This is a genomic window from Collimonas fungivorans Ter331, assembly GCF_000221045.1.
Classification (GTDB): Bacteria; Pseudomonadota; Gammaproteobacteria; order Burkholderiales; family Burkholderiaceae_D; genus Collimonas; species Collimonas fungivorans_A.
Genome location: NC_015856.1, coordinates 4,001,733 through 4,019,717, shown reverse-complemented (window position 1 = coordinate 4,019,717; position 17,985 = coordinate 4,001,733). Strand labels below are relative to the sequence as shown.

Annotated in this window: 17 protein-coding genes; 14 read left to right on the top strand and 3 right to left on the bottom strand. The window is 58.2% G+C overall.

What is annotated here, in order from left to right; all coding sequences use genetic code 11:
- Positions 1-23: 23 nt before the first annotated feature.
- Together truB and typA are read left to right on the top strand one after the other, a co-directional pair.
- Positions 24-977: a tRNA pseudouridine(55) synthase TruB gene (truB, locus tag CFU_RS17895; RefSeq protein WP_041742325.1), complete on the top strand. Its 954-nt coding sequence runs from the start codon at positions 24-26 to the stop codon at positions 975-977.
- Between the two features lie 256 nt (positions 978-1,233).
- A complete protein-coding gene (gene typA / locus CFU_RS17890) occupies positions 1,234-3,069 on the top strand; it encodes a translational GTPase TypA (protein WP_014007416.1) in 1,836 nt (611 codons plus the stop codon).
- A 99-nt stretch (positions 3,070-3,168) separates the two neighbouring features.
- On the opposite strand, the gene CFU_RS17885 is transcribed toward typA, so the two are convergent.
- Positions 3,169-4,512, bottom strand: coding sequence for an aspartate aminotransferase family protein (locus CFU_RS17885; RefSeq protein WP_014007415.1), 1,344 nt, complete (start codon positions 4,510-4,512; stop codon positions 3,169-3,171).
- A 252-nt stretch (positions 4,513-4,764) separates the two neighbouring features.
- Here CFU_RS17885 and CFU_RS17880 point away from each other — a divergent pair, with 252 nt between their 5' ends.
- The 3 genes from CFU_RS17880 to CFU_RS24605 all read left to right on the top strand — a co-directional run bounded on the left by CFU_RS17880 (position 4,765) and on the right by CFU_RS24605 (position 7,926).
- Positions 4,765-5,832 (top strand): M35 family metallo-endopeptidase, encoded by a 1,068-nt coding sequence (locus CFU_RS17880; RefSeq protein ID WP_202946126.1) that lies wholly within the window; start codon positions 4,765-4,767, stop codon positions 5,830-5,832.
- A 327-nt stretch (positions 5,833-6,159) separates the two neighbouring features.
- The gene (locus tag CFU_RS23430) at positions 6,160-7,425 is read left to right on the top strand and encodes a PAAR domain-containing protein (protein WP_014007413.1); all 1,266 of its coding nucleotides are present in this window, start codon (positions 6,160-6,162) and stop codon (positions 7,423-7,425) included.
- Positions 7,426-7,428: 3 nt separating this feature from the next.
- Complete coding sequence (locus CFU_RS24605; RefSeq protein ID WP_148264880.1) at positions 7,429-7,926, top strand: hypothetical protein; 498 nt, start codon at positions 7,429-7,431, stop codon at positions 7,924-7,926.
- A 213-nt stretch (positions 7,927-8,139) separates the two neighbouring features.
- On the opposite strand, the gene CFU_RS24600 is transcribed toward CFU_RS24605, so the two are convergent.
- Entirely contained in the window at positions 8,140-8,478 is a 339-nt protein-coding gene (locus tag CFU_RS24600; protein WP_148264879.1) for a hypothetical protein, read from the bottom strand.
- Positions 8,479-8,965: 487 nt separating this feature from the next.
- On the opposite strand from CFU_RS24600, the gene dusA reads away from it, so the two are divergent.
- The 7 genes from dusA to maiA all read left to right on the top strand — a co-directional run bounded on the left by dusA (position 8,966) and on the right by maiA (position 15,155).
- A complete protein-coding gene (gene dusA / locus CFU_RS17870) occupies positions 8,966-9,931 on the top strand; it encodes a tRNA dihydrouridine(20/20a) synthase DusA (protein ID WP_238531336.1) in 966 nt (321 codons plus the stop codon).
- A 254-nt stretch (positions 9,932-10,185) separates the two neighbouring features.
- Positions 10,186-11,298, top strand: a complete 1,113-nt coding sequence (gene ribBA, locus CFU_RS17865; RefSeq protein WP_014007411.1) for a bifunctional 3,4-dihydroxy-2-butanone-4-phosphate synthase/GTP cyclohydrolase II — start codon at positions 10,186-10,188, stop codon at positions 11,296-11,298.
- A 98-nt stretch (positions 11,299-11,396) separates the two neighbouring features.
- Positions 11,397-11,882, top strand: a complete 486-nt coding sequence (gene ribH, locus CFU_RS17860) for a 6,7-dimethyl-8-ribityllumazine synthase (RefSeq protein WP_014007410.1) — start codon at positions 11,397-11,399, stop codon at positions 11,880-11,882.
- Positions 11,883-11,954: 72 nt separating this feature from the next.
- Positions 11,955-12,425, top strand: a complete 471-nt coding sequence (gene nusB / locus CFU_RS17855; protein WP_014007409.1) for a transcription antitermination factor NusB — start codon at positions 11,955-11,957, stop codon at positions 12,423-12,425.
- Between the two features lie 112 nt (positions 12,426-12,537).
- Entirely contained in the window at positions 12,538-13,716 is a 1,179-nt protein-coding gene (locus CFU_RS17850) for a pyridoxal phosphate-dependent aminotransferase (RefSeq protein WP_014007408.1), read from the top strand.
- A gap of 70 nt (positions 13,717-13,786) precedes the next feature.
- Positions 13,787-14,482: a fumarylacetoacetate hydrolase family protein gene (locus CFU_RS17845; RefSeq protein ID WP_041742323.1), complete on the top strand. Its 696-nt coding sequence runs from the start codon at positions 13,787-13,789 to the stop codon at positions 14,480-14,482.
- Positions 14,483-14,492: 10 nt separating this feature from the next.
- Positions 14,493-15,155: a maleylacetoacetate isomerase gene (gene maiA / locus CFU_RS17840; RefSeq protein WP_014007406.1), complete on the top strand. Its 663-nt coding sequence runs from the start codon at positions 14,493-14,495 to the stop codon at positions 15,153-15,155.
- A gap of 52 nt (positions 15,156-15,207) precedes the next feature.
- Here maiA and CFU_RS17835 read toward each other — a convergent pair whose 3' ends face one another.
- Positions 15,208-16,824, bottom strand: a complete 1,617-nt coding sequence (locus CFU_RS17835) for an FMN-binding glutamate synthase family protein (RefSeq protein WP_014007405.1) — start codon at positions 16,822-16,824, stop codon at positions 15,208-15,210.
- A gap of 285 nt (positions 16,825-17,109) precedes the next feature.
- Between CFU_RS17835 and CFU_RS17830 the strand changes: the two genes are divergently transcribed.
- Together CFU_RS17830 and CFU_RS17825 are read left to right on the top strand one after the other, a co-directional pair.
- Positions 17,110-17,319, top strand: a complete 210-nt coding sequence (locus CFU_RS17830; protein WP_014007404.1) for a CsbD family protein — start codon at positions 17,110-17,112, stop codon at positions 17,317-17,319.
- Positions 17,320-17,377: 58 nt separating this feature from the next.
- Positions 17,378-17,929, top strand: coding sequence for a hypothetical protein (locus CFU_RS17825; protein ID WP_238531335.1), 552 nt, complete (start codon positions 17,378-17,380; stop codon positions 17,927-17,929).
- Positions 17,930-17,985: the final 56 nt, after the last annotated feature.

Below are 17,985 nucleotides of genomic sequence, written 5' to 3'. Positions count from 1 at the left end.
TTCTCCTTTTGCATCCGCTACCAATGGCATCACGCCCACCCAAAAGAATCCGTGTCCCGCTCAACGGCGTCCTGCTGCTGGACAAGCCCGTCGGCTTCTCCAGCAACGACGCATTGATCAAGGCCAAAGGCTTGCTCAATGCGCAGAAGGCCGGGCATACCGGCACCCTCGATCCGTTCGCCACTGGCGTGCTGCCGCTGTGCTTCGGCGAGGCCACCAAGTTTGCCCAGGACCTGCTGGATGCCGACAAGACGTACGAGACGCTGATCCACCTGGGAGTGAGCACTACCACCGGCGATACCGAAGGCGAAGTGCTGGAGCGCAAGGATGTCAGCGTCAGCCGCGCGCAGATCGATGCCGTGCTGGCGCAGTTCCGCGGCCCGATCAAGCAGGTGCCGCCGATGTACTCGGCGCTCAAGCGCGACGGCAAGCCGCTGTACGAATACGCCCGGGCTGGCATTACCCTGGAGCGCGAAGCGCGCGACGTCAGCATCCACACATTGGAATTCCTGGCCTACGAGGCGCCGTTCCTGCGTTTGCGCGTGGCCTGCAGCAAAGGCACTTACATCCGCGTGCTGGGCGAAGACATCGGCGCTGCCCTGGGCTGCGGCGCGCATCTGCAGGAGTTGCGGCGGATCCAGGTGGGCCACCTGACGCTGGATGGCTGCGTCACCCTGGAGCAGCTGGACGCCACCGGCCAGGCCGAGCGCAGCGCCTTGCTGGCGCCGGTCGACAGCCTGCTGCTGACTTTTCCCGAGGTGTTGTTATCCGAACCACTGGCCAAACGCTTCCTGCAAGGCCAGCGCTTGACGCTGGCAAAAGAAGGCGTGGCCCTGCCGGCAGACGCCGGACGCGTGCGGGTCTACCTGCAGCCTGCGGATGCAGTCTCCGTCCGGCAACTGCTGGGCACCGCGCAACTGCATGAGTACGGGGTCCTGGCTCCCGAACGCCTGATCGCCACCGCGCAGCCTGCGTAAAATATGTTTTTAGCAATGTCTGTGCTGCGATTGAGGCAGCAACTCTTTGAAATTACAAGGCTTTTCATAAAGTAGTGCAGCGCGTCATGCTATAATGCGCGGCCTCCCAAATTCCGCTACATCTGCCGTACTTCTGTGCAGTGCCTTAGCGAGCATTTTTGGCCGCCGCATTTGTAGTCATATAATCTGTAGCTATATATTTTCTGCGCAATCGTTACCTGCGCCCTTACTAAGTTCTTCAATCTCCAAACTGACCATGTCAAACACACCTCGCGCCATCCGCAACATTGCCATCATTGCCCACGTTGACCACGGCAAGACCACTCTGGTTGACCAATTGCTGCGTCAATCCGGCACTTTCCGTGACAACCAGCACGTCGATGCACGCGTGATGGATTCGAACGATATTGAAAAAGAACGCGGCATCACGATCCTGTCGAAGAACTGCGCAGTCGAATACAAGGGCACCCACATCAACATCGTTGATACCCCGGGCCACGCCGACTTCGGCGGTGAAGTCGAGCGCGTACTGTCGATGGTGGACAGCGTTCTGCTGCTGGTCGATGCGCAAGAAGGCCCGATGCCGCAAACGCGTTTCGTGACGCGTAAAGCATTGGCCCTGGGCCTGAAGCCTATCGTCGTGGTCAACAAGATCGATCGCGAAAACGCCGATCCGCAAAAGGCTGTGAACGCTACTTTCGAACTGTTCGACAAGCTCGGCGCAACCGACGAACAACTGGACTTCCCGATCATTTACGCATCGGGCTTCAAAGGCTATGCAGGCCTGGAAGACACCGTCCGCGACGGCAACATGGAACCGCTGTTCGACGCGATCCTGAAGCACGTTCCAGCGCGTGAAGACGACCCTAACGGCCCGCTGCAACTGCAGATCACTTCGCTGGAATACTCTTCCTACGTCGGCAAGATCGGCGTTGGCCGTATCCTGCGCGGTAAAGTCAAAGCCCTGCAAGACGTAGTCTGGATGAACGGTCCGGACGACAAGCCAACCAAGGCCCGCATCAACCAGGTGCTGACTTTCCGCGGCCTCGACCGCGTACTGGCAGATGAAGCGCTGGCCGGCGACATCGTGCTGATCAACGGCATCGAAGAAATCAGCATCGGCTCCACCATCTGCGCACCGGACCATCCGGAAGGCTTGCCGATGCTGAAGGTTGATGAGCCGACCCTGACCATGAACTTCATGGTCAACAACTCGCCGCTGGCTGGCCGCGAAGGCAAGTTCGTCACCACCCGTCAGATCAAGGACCGTCTGGACCGCGAACTGAAAGCCAACATGGCATTGCGCGTGGTACAGGCTGAAGGCGATGATTCGACCTACGAAGTGTCGGGTCGCGGTGAATTGCACCTGACCATCCTGATCGAAAACATGCGTCGCGAAGGCTACGAGCTGGCCGTTTCGCGTCCACGCGTGGTGTTTAAGATGGTCGACGGCGTGCGTCAAGAGCCGTACGAAAACCTGACTGTCGACGTCGAAGAAGCCAACCAGGGCGGCGTCATGGAAGAACTGGGCCGTCGCCGCGGCGACCTGCAAAACATGGAACCGGACGGCAAGGGACGTGTGCGTCTCGAGTACCGTATTCCTGCACGCGGCCTGATCGGCTTCCAGGGCGAATTCATGACCCTGACCCGCGGCACCGGCCTGATGAGCCACGTGTTCGACGAATACGCACCGGTTGACACTTCCAAGGGTGAACTGGGCGGCCGTCGCAACGGCGTGCTGATCTCGCAAGACGACGGCGCTGCCGTTGCCTACGCTATCTGGAAGCTGCAAGATCGCGGCCGCATGTTCGTCAGCCACAACGACCCGGTCTACGAAGGCATGATCATCGGCATCCACTCGCGCGACAATGACCTGGTGGTCAACCCGATCAAGGGCAAGCAGCTGACCAACGTCCGTTCTTCGGGTACCGACGAAGCGGTGCGCCTGGTGCCGCCAATCGAAATGTCGCTGGAATACGCGGTTGAATTCATCGACGACGACGAACTGGTTGAAGTCACGCCGAAGAGCATCCGCCTGCGCAAGCGTTACCTGAAGGAACATGAGCGTAAAAAGGCTTCGCGCGACGCGTAAGCTGTCGAGTGAACCGGGCCTTCGGGCTCCGCCACTAAAAACCCGCCGGTGCACGCCCTTGTCCAGGGCACGCACCGGCGGGTTTTTTACTTTCCGGGTTCAGGCCACTGTCGAGCTCGCCGCATGCTGTTCCTTCAGCACATCGCCGATTGCCGTAAACAATTGGTCGATCTGTCCCGGTTCGATAATCAGCGGCGGCGACAGGGCGATGATGTCGCCGGTGGTGCGGATCAGCACGCCTTTCTCCCAGAAGCATTTCAAGAAGGCATCGAAGGCGCGCGCGCCCGGCTTGCCGGCGACAGGCTCCAGTTCAATTCCGCACACCAGTCCCAGATTGCGCACGTCCTTGACGAAAGGCAGGCCTTTCAGGCTATGCGCGGCCTGTTCGAAATACGGCGCTGTCGCAGCCGCGCGGTCGAACAGGTTTTCGCTCTTGTAGACCGCCATCGTGGCGATCGCCGCTGCCGCTGCCAGCGGGTGGCCGGTATAGGTATAGCCATGGAAGAATTCAATAGCGTTTTCGCCGGCGGCGCTCATGAAGGCGTCGTGGATATCCTGGCGCACGATCACCGCGCCCATCGGCACGCTGGCGTTGGTCAAGCCTTTGGCGCAACAGATCATGTCAGGCATCACGCCGAAGTAGTCTGCCGCGAATGGCGCGCCGAGGCGGCCGAAGCCGGTGATCACTTCATCGAAAATCAGCAGGATGCCGTACTTGTCGCAGACCGCGCGCAGCTTTTGCAGGTAACCCTTGGGCGGCAGGATCACACCGGTCGAACCCTGCACCGGTTCGACGATCAGCGCCGCCACCGTGGCCGGATCGTGCAGCGCCAGCAAGCGTTGTTCAAACTCGTCGGCGATCTCGGCGCCATGCTCCGGCAAGCCGTGTGAAAACGCATTGCGCGCGATATCCAGCGGATGGCGCAAATGGTCGACGCCGGCCAGCGTCGGACCGAAATGCTTGCGGTTGCCGGCGATGCCGCCCACCGCAATGCCGCCGAAGCCGACCCCGTGGTAACCGCGCTCGCGGCCAATCAAACGCGTGCGCAAGCCGTCGCCGCGCACGCGATGGTATGCCAGCGCGATCTTCAGCGCAGTATCGACCGATTCCGAACCGTCGTTGCAAAAGAACACGCGGTTCAGTCCCTCCGGCGCGATCGCCGCCAGCGCGCTGGCTGCTTCGAAGGCCAGCGGATGGCCCATCTGGAACACCGGTGCAAAGTCCATCTTGGCCGCCTGCTGCTGGATCGCCTCGACGATCTTCGGATGGCAGTGGCCGGCGTTGGTGCACCACAGGCCGGCGGTGCCGTCGAGGATCTGGCGGCCGTCGTCGGTCGTGTAATGCATGCCGGAAGCGGCGACCAGCAAGCGCGGCTTGCTCTTGAACTGGCGGTTGGCGGTGAACGGCATCCAGAAATGGTCGGTATTCAGGGTGGTCGGCATGGCGTCTCCTTGGCGGCGGTTGGCGGATTTCAGGCTCTTGCCGATGATGGTAGTACGTTTGGAGCCGCTTCGCATATAAACGCGGTTTTCTCCGATAAGGTCGCGGCACCCTGTCAACTTTGACAGGATTCCGCATGGAAATGTGCGTGCTAGCATAAATTTCCCTATGCCCATAAGGCAGGGGCTCATTTAACTCTACAAGAGGAGTGATCCATGCACAGTTTTCGAAAATGGTTGGCAGGCGTTACATGTGTGGCAGCAATCGCTGTCAGCGGCTCGGCTTATGCAGCGCGGGCCGATATCGAAGTGACCTTGCAGGAGGCCAGTGCGAAAGGCGCGGCGGGCTCCGGCAAGGTGCTCTACACCATCACCAACACCAGCGCCGCGCCCTTGCATGTGCTGAACTGGGAAACGCCATTGAACGGCGTCAGCGGCGACCTGTTCAGCGTCGCCCTGGGCGGTCAGCCGGTGCGTTATGTGGGACGCCTGGTGAAACGCAAACCGGCTACCGACAAGGATTACATCACGCTCAAGCCGAACGAAAGCCGTGTGGTTGAAGTAGACCTCAGCGCCTACTACGAGATGTATCGCGCCGGCCAATACGTGATCAAGTACAAGCGCAGCGCCGACACCCTGGTGCGCGAAGCCGGTAACGCCGTCGCCGCCAAGGCCAGCGGCGCTGCTGCTTCTGCTCCGGCCGTCACGCTGGAAACCAATGCGATCCCGCTGTCGGTCGACGGCGGTCCTGCGCCATCGTCCAAGCTGGCTTCTTCCGACCTGCTGGGCGCAATCAATGGCGCTGCAGCGGCATCCACTACCTTCGCCAGCTGCAGCAACAGCCAGAAAACCGCGTTGACCACAGCCCGCGCCGACGCTACTTCGATAGCTACCAACGCCAAGAGCTACCTGAATGCAAACAACACCGGCAGCCGCTACACCTGGTGGTTCGGCGCGGTCACCAGCGGCCGTTATACAACGGTCACCAGCCACTACACCAACATCAGCAGCGTACTCGGCAACCAGGCGTATAAATTCGACTGCAGCTGCACCGAGTCCGATACTTACGCTTATGTCTATCCAGACCAGCCGTACACGGTTTACCTGTGCGGCGCCTACTGGAATGCACCGGCCAACGGCACCGATTCCAAGGCAGGCACACTGGTCCATGAAACCAGCCACTTCACCGTGGTGGCCGGCACCAGCGACCATGTGTACGGCCAGACCGGCGCGCACAACCTGGCTGTCAGCAATCCGACCAATGCCGTCGACAACGCCGACAACCACGAATACTTCGCTGAAAATACACCTGCACGGCAGTAAAGGCAGGAGCCGGGCGAGATGCGGCGTCGCGCATCTCGTCTAGCTTGAACCAGACCCAGCACGGCTCAGGGGCTGTGCTCGGCATTTTTGTTTGTGGTGCAAGTTTGTGGAATCTGCCTCGATGGCGTTGATGTCGCAGGTTTAGGGCAGGGTCTTTGGCGAAGGCCGACTTGCCGATAAGCTACGGTCTTTCGCCGAATTTGCGCGAATCAGAATACCCTCGTTTCCTGATTGTTTCCCTATTGCTTCGGCGACCGCCAGCAAATTTACTTGCAATATAGTTAATCTTCTGCAAAGATGGCTCCGAAGCAATTTTAAGGGCTATCTATGACAATGCGGAAAATTGTCGTTGTGGGCGACAAGACGACTACTAGCGGCGTAATTCTGCCGAACGCGAATTCAACTTTTTCAGTTGGCGATGTTGGTCACAAGGTCGCACTAATCGGGGGACAGGCAACCTGCTTAGCCTGTAAAGGCGTTGGGACCATTGCCAAGGCTGGCGGGCCACGCCGAATGAACTTTATGGGAGAAGTAGCCCTGGAAAACGACATCGTGATTTGCGGCTGTCCCGTCCCTCCGAAGCTCATATCAAATCTCCACCAAACAATGACCTACGACGACCAAGCAGAGTCTCAAGGTGTAGTGCCTCCTCCAACCGCTACCTCTGCCGCCAGCATGCCCATGGCCGACGATCAACTAGTGGCTCAAACGAAACGCTATGACGAGCAGATTAAGTTCCTGCTCGGTTCAGGAACGGCCCTGGCTGGCGCGGCTTACACATTGACGCTTGATGACGGCAGTACGGTTAGCGGAACAACTGATGCCGATGGTAGAACCGAGCGGATCACAACGACCGAACCGCGCACGATCACTCAGGCTAACTTGCTGCCCAATGTGGCATTTTGTTGCGCCCGACAGGCTGAAAATTCTGAAGGCGGCGGCGAAGGTGGTATCGACGTCGAATTGAGTGGCGTCAAAACAAACGCGAGCGCCCTTGGCTCATCAGTGATAGAACACAAAGTGGAAGAAAAAGTCAGGCCATTGACACCAGGCGAGATCGATTTGGCCAAGAAGGTATTCGGTACCTCGGTGGATTACTCTAAGATCAAGGTCCACAACGGGGCTTACATGGTGGGCGCTGGCTCCAATGCAATGACGCCTAATGGAGAAATGTATTTTCCAAGTGACTATTATCAAGCTGATTTTTCAATCAACGACGATTCTGATCGGATATGGTTCATTCATGAAATGACACATGTCTGGCAATATCAACTGGGTTACAGCGTTAAATGGGGTGGGATTAAAATTCAACTCAAAGGCGGGTATAAATACAACCCTGGTCAAACAGTGGCTCGCGCCTATAAATATGATCCCACTGCGGACTTCGGCAAAACTATGTCTGATTTCAATATGGAACAGCAAGGGGATTTGGTCTCGCACTATTTTGATGCTATATATCTATCAGGAGAGGGATACGCACCGCACTGGCAACGTGTTCAAATTTTGCCATTCCTTCAAAGTGTCCTTGCCGAATTTATACGCAATCCATCGGATACCTCGTTGTTGCCGAAAACAACTCATATTGAGGACTGAAAAATGTCTTTTCGCAATTTTCTGCAACTGCAAATTGCTTGTATTTTGCTTGTCGTTGGCACTGCTACGTCAGGCCAATCGAGCGCAATGTCTAGCGGCTATGATGCACCAGCACAAGTAATTTTGAAGGACGGTGTTCCATGTTTTTTTGCGACGATAGCCGGCGACGACAAAGTTTCGCAATATAAATCGTTTGAAGTAAGAGTAAATCGCGGTGAAAAGGTATGGCACATTTACGATGACCGCGGACTTGCACCGATGCCGTCCAGTGTTGAGCAATGCATCAAGTATGGCGATAATTGGCCTACGGGAAAGGTGCTAAAAGAAGCATCTCCCTTGAAATATGCAGTCCCTTATCGCGCTGATATCGGAACAAAGTACCTTTTTCGCGTTGCATTTTGCCTGTCAAAAAATACAAGCGGACAGTCACTACTTACTAAGTGGGCTAAGGATGGCGATCATTGCACAGATGTGCCATTAAACGAAACCAACAAGCCTTAGCGGTAGATGACAGTGGAAAAAAGAGCCTGTCCAAATATTGCCAGGTGCGCTATGGCACTGACGACATCAAACGCTGCTACGAATTGTTTCTTGCCAGCCGGGTGTGAAGAATCATGTACGACCTAGATATCAATTGCCAATTGCTGTGGAAAACGCAGTAACTAAAATCGGCCACCATTTTTGACATATCTCCAGCTAATGCGTTTTACAGAATTACTGCTTCCCCGACATTGCTGCACCTAATCTCTTTTTCGCAGCAGAAACCTGCTTTTTTGCGCGGTCAAATTCGTGTTCAGCAACTGTGATTTCATCAATGCATGCGGCGATACGGGAATTTGGTAACCAACTGGCGACGGTCGCAACTTGCTCGATATTCGCACTTACGATGTCAGTTCTATGGCCTTCCAATATTGAGATACGATGCTTGCATGACGCTCCCATGGTGCCCGCAGAGCATGTACATGCTGCAAATAGGCCGTCTTCATCACGAATAAAAGTTACTTCGTAGGGCACTTCCGCTGATCCCTGAACCGAGAATTGAATTGTCTCCATAGAGCTCCCCTTATATTATCGATGATGACATTTTACTATTTGCAGTTCGTTGTAATGATAAATTTATGGGCGCGGGTAAACGGAAGAGGCAGCTAAGGACGTCAAATGTCGATAATGCTTATCTGATTTAACGTAAATGCCTGAAGATTATTAATTTTTTTGTAGTGCCATCTTGGAGTTCTCAGGATTCTCCGCCGATGGTGCTGCATATTTAGGCATCGGATATCCGCTTGCTATAATGTGGGTTGCCTGCATCTCTACTGCCGACGCCCACAATTGAGCATCTCTTTTTAGCTTGTACCCTCCATGAGCCGCTTTTTAGTAGAGTTAATGTAGCCATGTGTGCAATTTGTGTGTGTCAAACGATGTACAGAATATGTACCAATTATTAACCCCGTATGCATATCGTGTACACAAAGTGTGCAAATAGAAGTAAATGAGTACTAAAAATCCTTTAATAAACAAGCGCTTAGTATCTGTCGCGCCGATGATGGACTGGACCGACCGCCACTGCCGCGTGTTCCACCGCCAGATCACCCGGCATACCTGGCTCTACACTGAAATGGTGACCACCGGCGCCTTGCTGCACGGGGATGTGCCGCGCCACCTCGATTTCAGCGACGTGGAGCATCCGGTCGCCCTGCAGCTGGGCGGTAGCGAGTCGGCCGACCTGGCCAAGAGCGCCAAGCTGGGCCAGGAATGGGGTTACGACGAGATTAACCTGAATTGCGGCTGCCCGTCCGAACGGGTGCAGAAGGGTGCGTTCGGCGCCTGTCTGATGGCGGAGGCCGAGCTGGTGGCCGATTGCGTCAAGGCGATGCGCGATGCGGTGAGCATCGATGTTACCGTCAAGCACCGGATCGGCATCGACAAGACCGAATCCTATGAATTTGTCCGCGATTTTGTCGGCACCGTGGCGCAAGCCGGTTGCCAGACCTTCATCGTGCATGCCCGGAATGCCATCCTGAAGGGGCTCAGTCCCAAGGAAAACCGTGAAATCCCGCCGCTCAAGTACGAATATGCCTACCAGCTGGCGCGCGATTTTCCGGAGCTGGAAATCATCATCAACGGCGCCATCAAGACTACCGAAGAAATCGATTTCCACCTGCAGTATGTCGACGGCGTGATGCTGGGCCGCGAGGCTTATCACAATCCTTACCTGATGGCCGATTTCGATTCCCGCTATTACGGCGCCGCCGATGCCGCACCGAAGACGCGCGCCGAGGTGATCGAAGCCATGCTGCCTTATATCCGCCAGCAGCTGGCGCTGCACGGGCACGACGGCAAGGGCTTGCGCCTCAACAGCATCACCCGCCACATGCTGGGCCTGATGGCCGGCGTGCCAGGCGCCAAATCGTTCCGGCAGGCGCTGTCGGACTCCAAAAGGCTGGCCCTGGGCGATCCTCGGTTGCTGACAGATGCATTGGCAAACATGCAACCATTGGCGGCCTAAACCAGTCTGGATGCCGACGATCGCGGGTTTTGGCCGGCTCTTGGCATAAAACAGCGGCAAACTGGTGTCCGTAAAACATTTTCAGTCTGCTAAATCCTTTAAAATAGCGACCTCTGGTTTATGTTTGCTTTACCTGGCCTGCTCAGCCGCAGCCATGGGCGCGTAAACCGCAACCTTCATAGCAAGATTTATAGCAAAGCCGGACCAGGCTGCCCACAAGGCGGCCTCCGTGCCGGTTATCTCCAAGGCGAAACATGTCAATTGCAACAACAGAGGAAATCATTGCTGAACTCCGTGCCGGGCGCATGGTGATTCTGGTGGATGAGGAAGACCGCGAAAACGAGGGCGACCTGGTGCTCGCCGCCGATTTTGTGACGCCGGAAGCCATCAATTTCATGGTGAAATATGCGCGCGGCCTGGTCTGCCTGACCTTGACCGAAGAACGTTGCGACCAGCTCAACCTGGGCATGATGACCAGCCGCAACGGCACCGCCTACGGCACCAATTTCACGGTATCGATCGAAGCCGCCGAAGGCGTCACCACCGGCATCTCCGCGGCTGACCGCGCCCGCACCATCCAGGTAGCGGTGGCGCCTGGCGCCAAGGCTGGCGATATCGTGCAGCCTGGCCATATCTTCCCGATCAAGGCACGCAAGGGCGGTGTGCTGATGCGCGCCGGCCATACCGAAGCCGGTTGCGACCTGACCGAAATGGCGGGCCTGACGCCGGCCGCGGTGATCTGCGAAATCCTCAAGGAAGACGGCACCATGGCGCGCCTGCCGGACCTGCTGGAATTCTCCAAGGAACACGGCCTCAAGGTCGGCACCATCGCCGACCTGATCCATTACCGCGGCCAGCATGAAAGCATCGTCGAGCGCCTGGCCGAACGCACTACCCATACTGCCCAAGGCACGTTCAAGACCATCGCCTATCGCGACACGCCAAGCGGCGGCGCCCACCTGGCCCTGCTGCACGGCACGCCGGCGCCGGATGTGGAAACCCTGGTGCGCGTGCACCAGCCGGTATCGATCCTGGATTTGCTGGAAACCGAAGCCACCAACCATTCCTGGAACATGGCGTCGGCGCTGGCCGCCATCTCCGCTTCGCCGTGCGGCGTGGTGGTATTGCTCAATTGCGAAGAATCGGCCGACCAGATTTTCGCCAAGTTCGCCGCGCTGGAAGCCGCCTGCAGCGGCGTCAAGCCGCCGCCGCCGCGGGTCGACCTGCGGACTTACGGCATCGGCGCACAGATCCTGAAGGACCTCGGCGTCGGCAAGATGAAATTGCTGGCCAGTCCGCGCAAGATGCCGTCGATGACAGGTTACGACCTGGAAGTCACCGGCTACCAGAACAAGCCGAATGCCTGAAGAGCAGGGCCGTAGCAGTGGTTGTTGCAACGTGTTCCCGTAACGTTTTTTTGTAAATCATCAGTAGATAAGCGCCAGGTGCGCATAAGAGGAAAGCCATGACTGTCGGAATTTACGAAACCAATCTGGATGGTGCAGATTTGCGCATCGGTATTGTGCAAGCCCGCTTCAACGAAGATGTCTGCCACGGGTTGATCTCGGCCTGCCTGGCGGAGCTGAAGCACCTGGGCGTGGCGGATGAAGACATCCTGCACGTCACCGTGCCCGGCGCGCTGGAAATCCCGCTGGCGCTGCAGAAGATGGCGGAAACCATGCAGTTCGACGCGCTGATCGCGATCGGCGCCGTGATCCGCGGCGAGACTTACCATTTCGAGCTGGTCTCGAATGAATCCGGCGCCGGCATCACACGCGTCGGCCTCGATGCCGGCATCCCGATTGCGAACGCCGTGCTGACCACCGAGAACGACGAGCAGGCAGAAGCGCGGATGGAAGAGAAGGGCACCGACGCCGCGCGGGTGGCGGTCGAAATGGCCAACCTGGCGATCGCCTTGGAAGAGCTGGCGGAAGCCACCAGCGAAGAATAAGATGTTGTGCCAGGCTGGGCGCCGCCGGCGCCGGCCGTGTATTTTTGTATGTGAACGATAGCTGGAAAAATTATGACTAATAAAACTTTGCACGCCAATCCGAGCAAGAGCCGCACGCCACGTCACCGCGCGCGCGAATTCGCGTTGCAGGGCCTGTACCAATGGCTGTTGAACAATGAAGACGTGACAGCGATCAGCGAAAACATCCGCCAGGCGCACGGTTTCGACAAGGCCGACGCCGAGCATTTCAACTCGCTGCTGTACGGTGCGATCAAGGACGCGGTCCCATTGCGCGCCGGCCTGGAGCCGCTGATCGACCGCAAGATCAGCGAACTGTCGCCGGTCGAGCATGCGGCTTTGCTGATCGGCGCTTTCGAGCTGCAGAACCACGTTGAAATTCCTTATCGCGTGGTGATCAACGAAGCGGTCGAACTGACCAAATCGTTCGGCGGCATCGATGGCCACAAATATGTGAACGGCGTGCTGGACAAGTTTGCCGCCAAGACGCGCGCCACGGAAATCGGCGCCGGCAAGAAAGCCTGATCCAGCAATCAATGTAGGCGGAGCCGCGGATGCCGCGTCAGCGCATCGCTTCCGGTTCCGTGTTTCAGGCGAGGCGCCAGCGAGTGGCGCCACGCCATTCGGAAGAGCATCCATGACATTCTCGCAACTGGCTTCCCGCCTTGACAACATCGCACCCTTCCATGTGATGGAGCTGGCAAAAATGGCTGCGGCGCTGGAACGGCAAGGCCGCCACATTATCCACATGGGTATCGGCGAACCTGATTTCACCGCGGCACCGCTGGTGATCGAAGCCGCCGCCAAGGCCATGGCCGACGGCAAGATGCAATACACCTCTGCCACCGGCTTGCCGGCGTTGCGGGAAGCGATTTCGGCCCATTACCGCCGGGTATTCGGCCTCGATATCGCACCCGGCCGCATCGTCGTCACCGCCGGCGCTTCGGCCGCCTTGCTGCTGGCTTGCGCCGCACTGGTGGAGAAGGGCAGCGAAGTGCTGATGCCGGATCCGTCCTATCCTTGCAACCGCCACTTCGTCGCGGCTTTCGACGGCCAGGCGAAAATGATCGCCAGCGGCCCGGAGCAGCGCTTCCAGCTGTCCGACCGGATGGTGCAGGAGCACTGGGGCGAACATACGCGCGGCGTGCTGCTGGCGTCGCCGTCGAACCCCACAGGCACTTCGATCCTGCACAGCGAGCTGGCCAAGATCATCGCTACCGTGCGCGGCAAGGGCGGCTATTCCATCGTCGATGAAATCTACCAGGGCCTGAGCTACGAAGGCGAGCCGTTTTCGGCGCTGTCGCTGGGCGACGACATCATCGTCATCAACAGCTTCTCCAAATACTTCAACATGACCGGCTGGCGTCTCGGCTGGATGGTGCTGCCGGAATCGCTGGTGGCGCCTATCGAAAAACTCGCGCAGAACTTGTTCATCTGCCCCTCGGCGATTGCCCAGCACGCAGCGCTGGCTTGCTTCGAGCCTGCTTCGCTGGCCCTGTACGAAGAGCGCAGGAGCGAATTCAAGCGCCGCCGCGATTACCTGGTGCCGGCGCTGGTCGAACTGGGTTTCAAGGTGCCGGTGCTGCCGGACGGCGCGTTTTATGTATATGCGGATTGCAGCGGGCTGCTTAAGGAAGGCGACGACGCCGACAAGTTCGTCAAGGAAGCCTTGAACCAGGCCGGCGTCAGCATGGTTTCCGGCCTCGACTTCGGCCCGTACACCGCGCAGCATTACATTCGCCTGTCGTATGCCACCTCGATGGAGAACCTGCAAGAAGCAGTGCGTCGCCTGGGGCAGTTTCTCGGCAAGAGTTAAATATCAACAGACCCTGAGTTCAGACATTGTTTGCTGCCGGCATGACGGCGGTATTGAAAAAGGAGCTTCCATGCAATTCGTTTTTCCTCCCAAGCCGGCAGCAGCCGTCCCCATAGCCGGCAGCGATCAATTGTTTCCGGTGCACCGGATTTATTGCGTCGGCCGCAATTATGCCGAACACGCCAAGGAAATGGGCAGCAGCGGCCGTGAAGCGCCGTTCTTCTTCATGAAGCCTGCCGATGCGGTGCTGCCGGTCGCCCACGGCAGCATAGGCGAGATGCCTTATCCACCGATGACGCAGGACCTGCATCACGAAATCGAACTGGTGGTGGCTTTATCCACCGGCGGCAAGAATATCCCGGCAGCGGAAGCGGTCAAGCACATCTGGGGCTACGCCGTCGGGCTCGACATGACGCGCCGCGATTTGCAGGGCGAGGCCAAGAAACTGGGGCGTCCATGGTGCACCGGCAAGGGCTTTGATTATTCGGCGCCGATTTCACCGATCCATCCGGTCGGCGCCACTGGCGTCATCGAGCAAGGCGATATCCACCTGGATGTAAACGGCACGTTGCGCCAGAAAGGCGATATCAAGCAGATGATCTGGAACATCGCCGAGACCATAGAGCAACTGTCCGCCTACTTTGAACTGCAGGCCGGCGACCTGATTTTTACCGGCACCCCGGCCGGCGTTGCGGCTGTCGGCAAGGGCGACCTGCTGGAAGGCTCGGTAGCCGGCGTCGGCGATCTGCGCGTACGCCTGGTCTGAGCAGATACCGATGAAACTGTATAGTTATTTCCGCAGCTCCGCCTCTTACCGGGTACGGATCGCCTTGAACCTGAAAGGCATGTCCTACGATACCGTTCCCGTGCATCTGCTGAAACATGGCGGCGAACAGCTGAGCCAGATGTACCGGACCTTGAACAGCGACGGCCTGGTGCCGACCATGGTCGACGACGATGCGGTCGACGGCCAGGCGGTGCTGACGCAGTCGCTGGCAATCCTGGAGTACCTGGAAGAAATCCATCCGGCGCCGGCATTGCTGCCGGCGGCTGCGCTGGACCGGGCATTCGTACGCAGCATAGCCTTGTCGATTGCCTGCGATATCCACCCGCTGAACAACTTGCGTGTATTGCGTTACCTGGTGCACGAACTGAAAATCGATGAAAACGCCAAGAATGCCTGGTACCGGCATTGGTGCGAAAGCGGCCTGGCGGCGCTCGAAGTAACGCTGGCCCGCGATGGCCGGCCCGGCAAATTCTGCTTCGGCGACACGCCGACGCTGGCCGACTGCTGCCTGGTGCCGCAGATTTTCAATGCGCAGCGCCTGAAATGCGATCTGTCGGCGATGCCGACCGTGATGGGCATCTACCAGAACTGCCAGGAACTGGATGCCTTTATCAAGGCGGCGCCGCAGAACCAGCCGGATGCCGAGGCCTGAACCAGCGCCAGAAAACAAAAAAGCCAGGGTTACGAACAACCCTGGCTTTTTTTTATCCGACGCTGGCCTGGATCGGCGCTGCAGGATGAAAACTTTCTGCGCGCGAGATCGGCCAGTATTTTTCGAATACCGGGTAGCGGTATTTCTGGTTCAGCAAATCCCCCGGCTGCAGATAATGCAGCAAGTCAGACATCAGCTTCACCTCATGGTCCGAGGTGCGGCGCACGATGTGATGCGCGCGTAGCGCAGAAGCATGCGGCAGGCCGGCGGCTTGCACCAGTTCCTGCAGCGCATGCAACGTGCTTTCGTGGAACCGGTACACGCGCTCGGCCTTGTCCGGCACCACCAGCGCTTTCTGGCGGCCGACATCCTGGGTGGCGACGCCGGTAGGGCAGCGGTCGGTATGGCAACTCTGCGACTGGATGCAACCGAGCGAAAACATGAAACCGCGCGCCGAGTTGCACCAGTCGGCGCCGATCGCCAGCGTGCGCGCCAGGTCGAAGGCGGTGATCACCTTGCCGCTGGCGCCGATCTTGATGCGGTCGCGCAGCCCGGCGCCGAGCAGGGTGTTATGCACCAGCAGCAAACCCTCCTGCAAAGGCATGCCGACATGGTCGACAAACTCCAGCGGCGCCGCGCCGGTGCCGCCTTCGGAACCGTCGACCACGATGAAGTCCGGCAGGATGCCGGTCTGCAGCATGGCTTTGACGATGCCGAAAAATTCCCAGGGATGGCCGACGCACAGCTTGAATCCGACCGGCTTGTCGCCCGACAGCGTGCGCAGTTTCTGGATGAATTCCAGCAAGCCGATAGGATTGGTAAACGAAGAGTGAGTGGCCGGCGAGATGCAGTCGACGCCCATCGGCACGCCGCGCGTGGCCGATATCTCCGGCGTGATCTTGGCCGCCGGCAGCACGCCGCCGTGGCCAGGTTTGGCGCCCTGCGATAGCTTGACCGTGATCATCTTGACTTGCGGCGTAGTGGCTTGCGCCACGAATTTTTCTTCGTTGAAGCTGCCGTCGCCGTTGCGGCAGCCGAAATAGCCGGAGGCGATCTGCCATAGCAGGTCGCCGCCGAATTCTCGATGGTAGGGCGAGATCGAGCCTTCGCCGGTATCGTGTGCGAAGCCGCCTTTCTTGGCGCCGCGGTTGAGCGCGCGGATCGCATTGGCCGACAGTGCGCCGAAGCTCATCGCCGAAACATTGAAGACCGACATTGAATACGGCTGCGCCCGTTCGGCGCCGACCGTGACGCGGAAATCGTGGCTGGCGATGATGGTCGGCGCCAGCGAGTGGCCGACCCATTCATAGCCGCGCAGCTTGACGTCCAGCTCGGTGCCGAACGGCCGGCTGTCGACTTCGCCCTTGGCGCGCTGGTAGACCAGGCTGCGTTCCTTGCGGGTAAACGGCGCGCCGTCGTTGTCGCTCTCGAAGAAATACTGGCGCATCTCGGGGCGGATCATTTCAAACAGGAAGCGGAAATGTCCCATCAGCGGATAGTTGCGCAGGATCGCGTGGCTGCGCTGGTTCATGTCCCAGATGCCGAGTCCGGTCAGCAGGGCAGGGAGCAGCGCCCACCACCATCCCATCTTGCCGGCCGCGGCGCCGGCGGCAAGCAGCAAAGTCAGCAACAGCACTGCCCAGAAACTTAGATAACGACTGACTCTCATGATTCCTTCCTTTTAAGGTTGCCGCTGGCATGGCGGTTCGCTGGTGGAAAACCGCATCGGGCAGTAGCAGGCTGACAATTTTACACATTGGCGGTCGATTTCGTGCGAGCGGCGCTTCCTTTTGTCCTACAAGGACATCGGTCCCTGTCCTATAGCGCCGCATGGGAGGGCTGGTTAGTATGGATTCACCGATGCAAGGGTAGCAACGCCGACCGGGCGCATCGCTCTGCGGACCACCCTGGCATAAATCGATAACGCACATTGACAACCATCAAGGAGTACACAATGAACTGGGACACTATTCAAGGCAACTGGAAACAATTCAAGGGCAACGTCAAGGAGCAGTGGGGCAAGCTGACCGACGACGACCTGGACAGGATCGCCGGCAAGCGCGACCAGCTGGCAGGGCGCATCCAGGAAGCCTACGGGATCGAGAAGGATGAAGTTGAAAAACAGATCCGCGAGTTCGAAAAGCGCCAGAAGGACCAGTTCTGAAGGCTTTTTTCACCATGATTGGGCAATGACATTCATCAGTCGAAGAAAGGACATTGACATGACTATCAACAAAATCCTCGCGACCATGCTGATCGGCGTTGCCGGCTTCAGCGGCACCTCGCTGGCCTTGGCGGCCGACAGCGCCAAAGCCAGCTACAAGGCGGCGGAAGATGCGGCCGACGCTACCTACAAGGCCGACAAGGCAAAATGCGACGAGCTCAGCGGCAACGGCAAGGATGTTTGCCTCAAGCAAGCCAAGGCCACCCGTGAGCATACCAAGCAAGACGCAAAGGCCGAGTATAAAAACACGCCAAAGGCCGTGGCAGGCGCGCGTAAATCCGAAGCCGACGCCGACTATGCGGTAGCCAAGGAAAAATGCGATGCGCTGGCAGGTAACGCCAAGGATGTCTGCGTCAAGCAGGCCAAGGCAGACCAGACCAATGCCGTAGCCAACGCCAACACCCAGAAAGATGTGTCCAAGGCCAAGGCCGACGCCCGGGAAGAACGGGCAGATGCGCGCTACAAGGTAGCCATGGCCAAGTGCGATGCGCTGGCAGGCGCCGCCAAGGATGATTGTGTTGCCGCAGCCAAGGCAGACGCTGGTAAATAACAAGCGAGCTAGATTGGCCCCACCATTTTAAGGAGAACTATCCGTGACCACTTTTT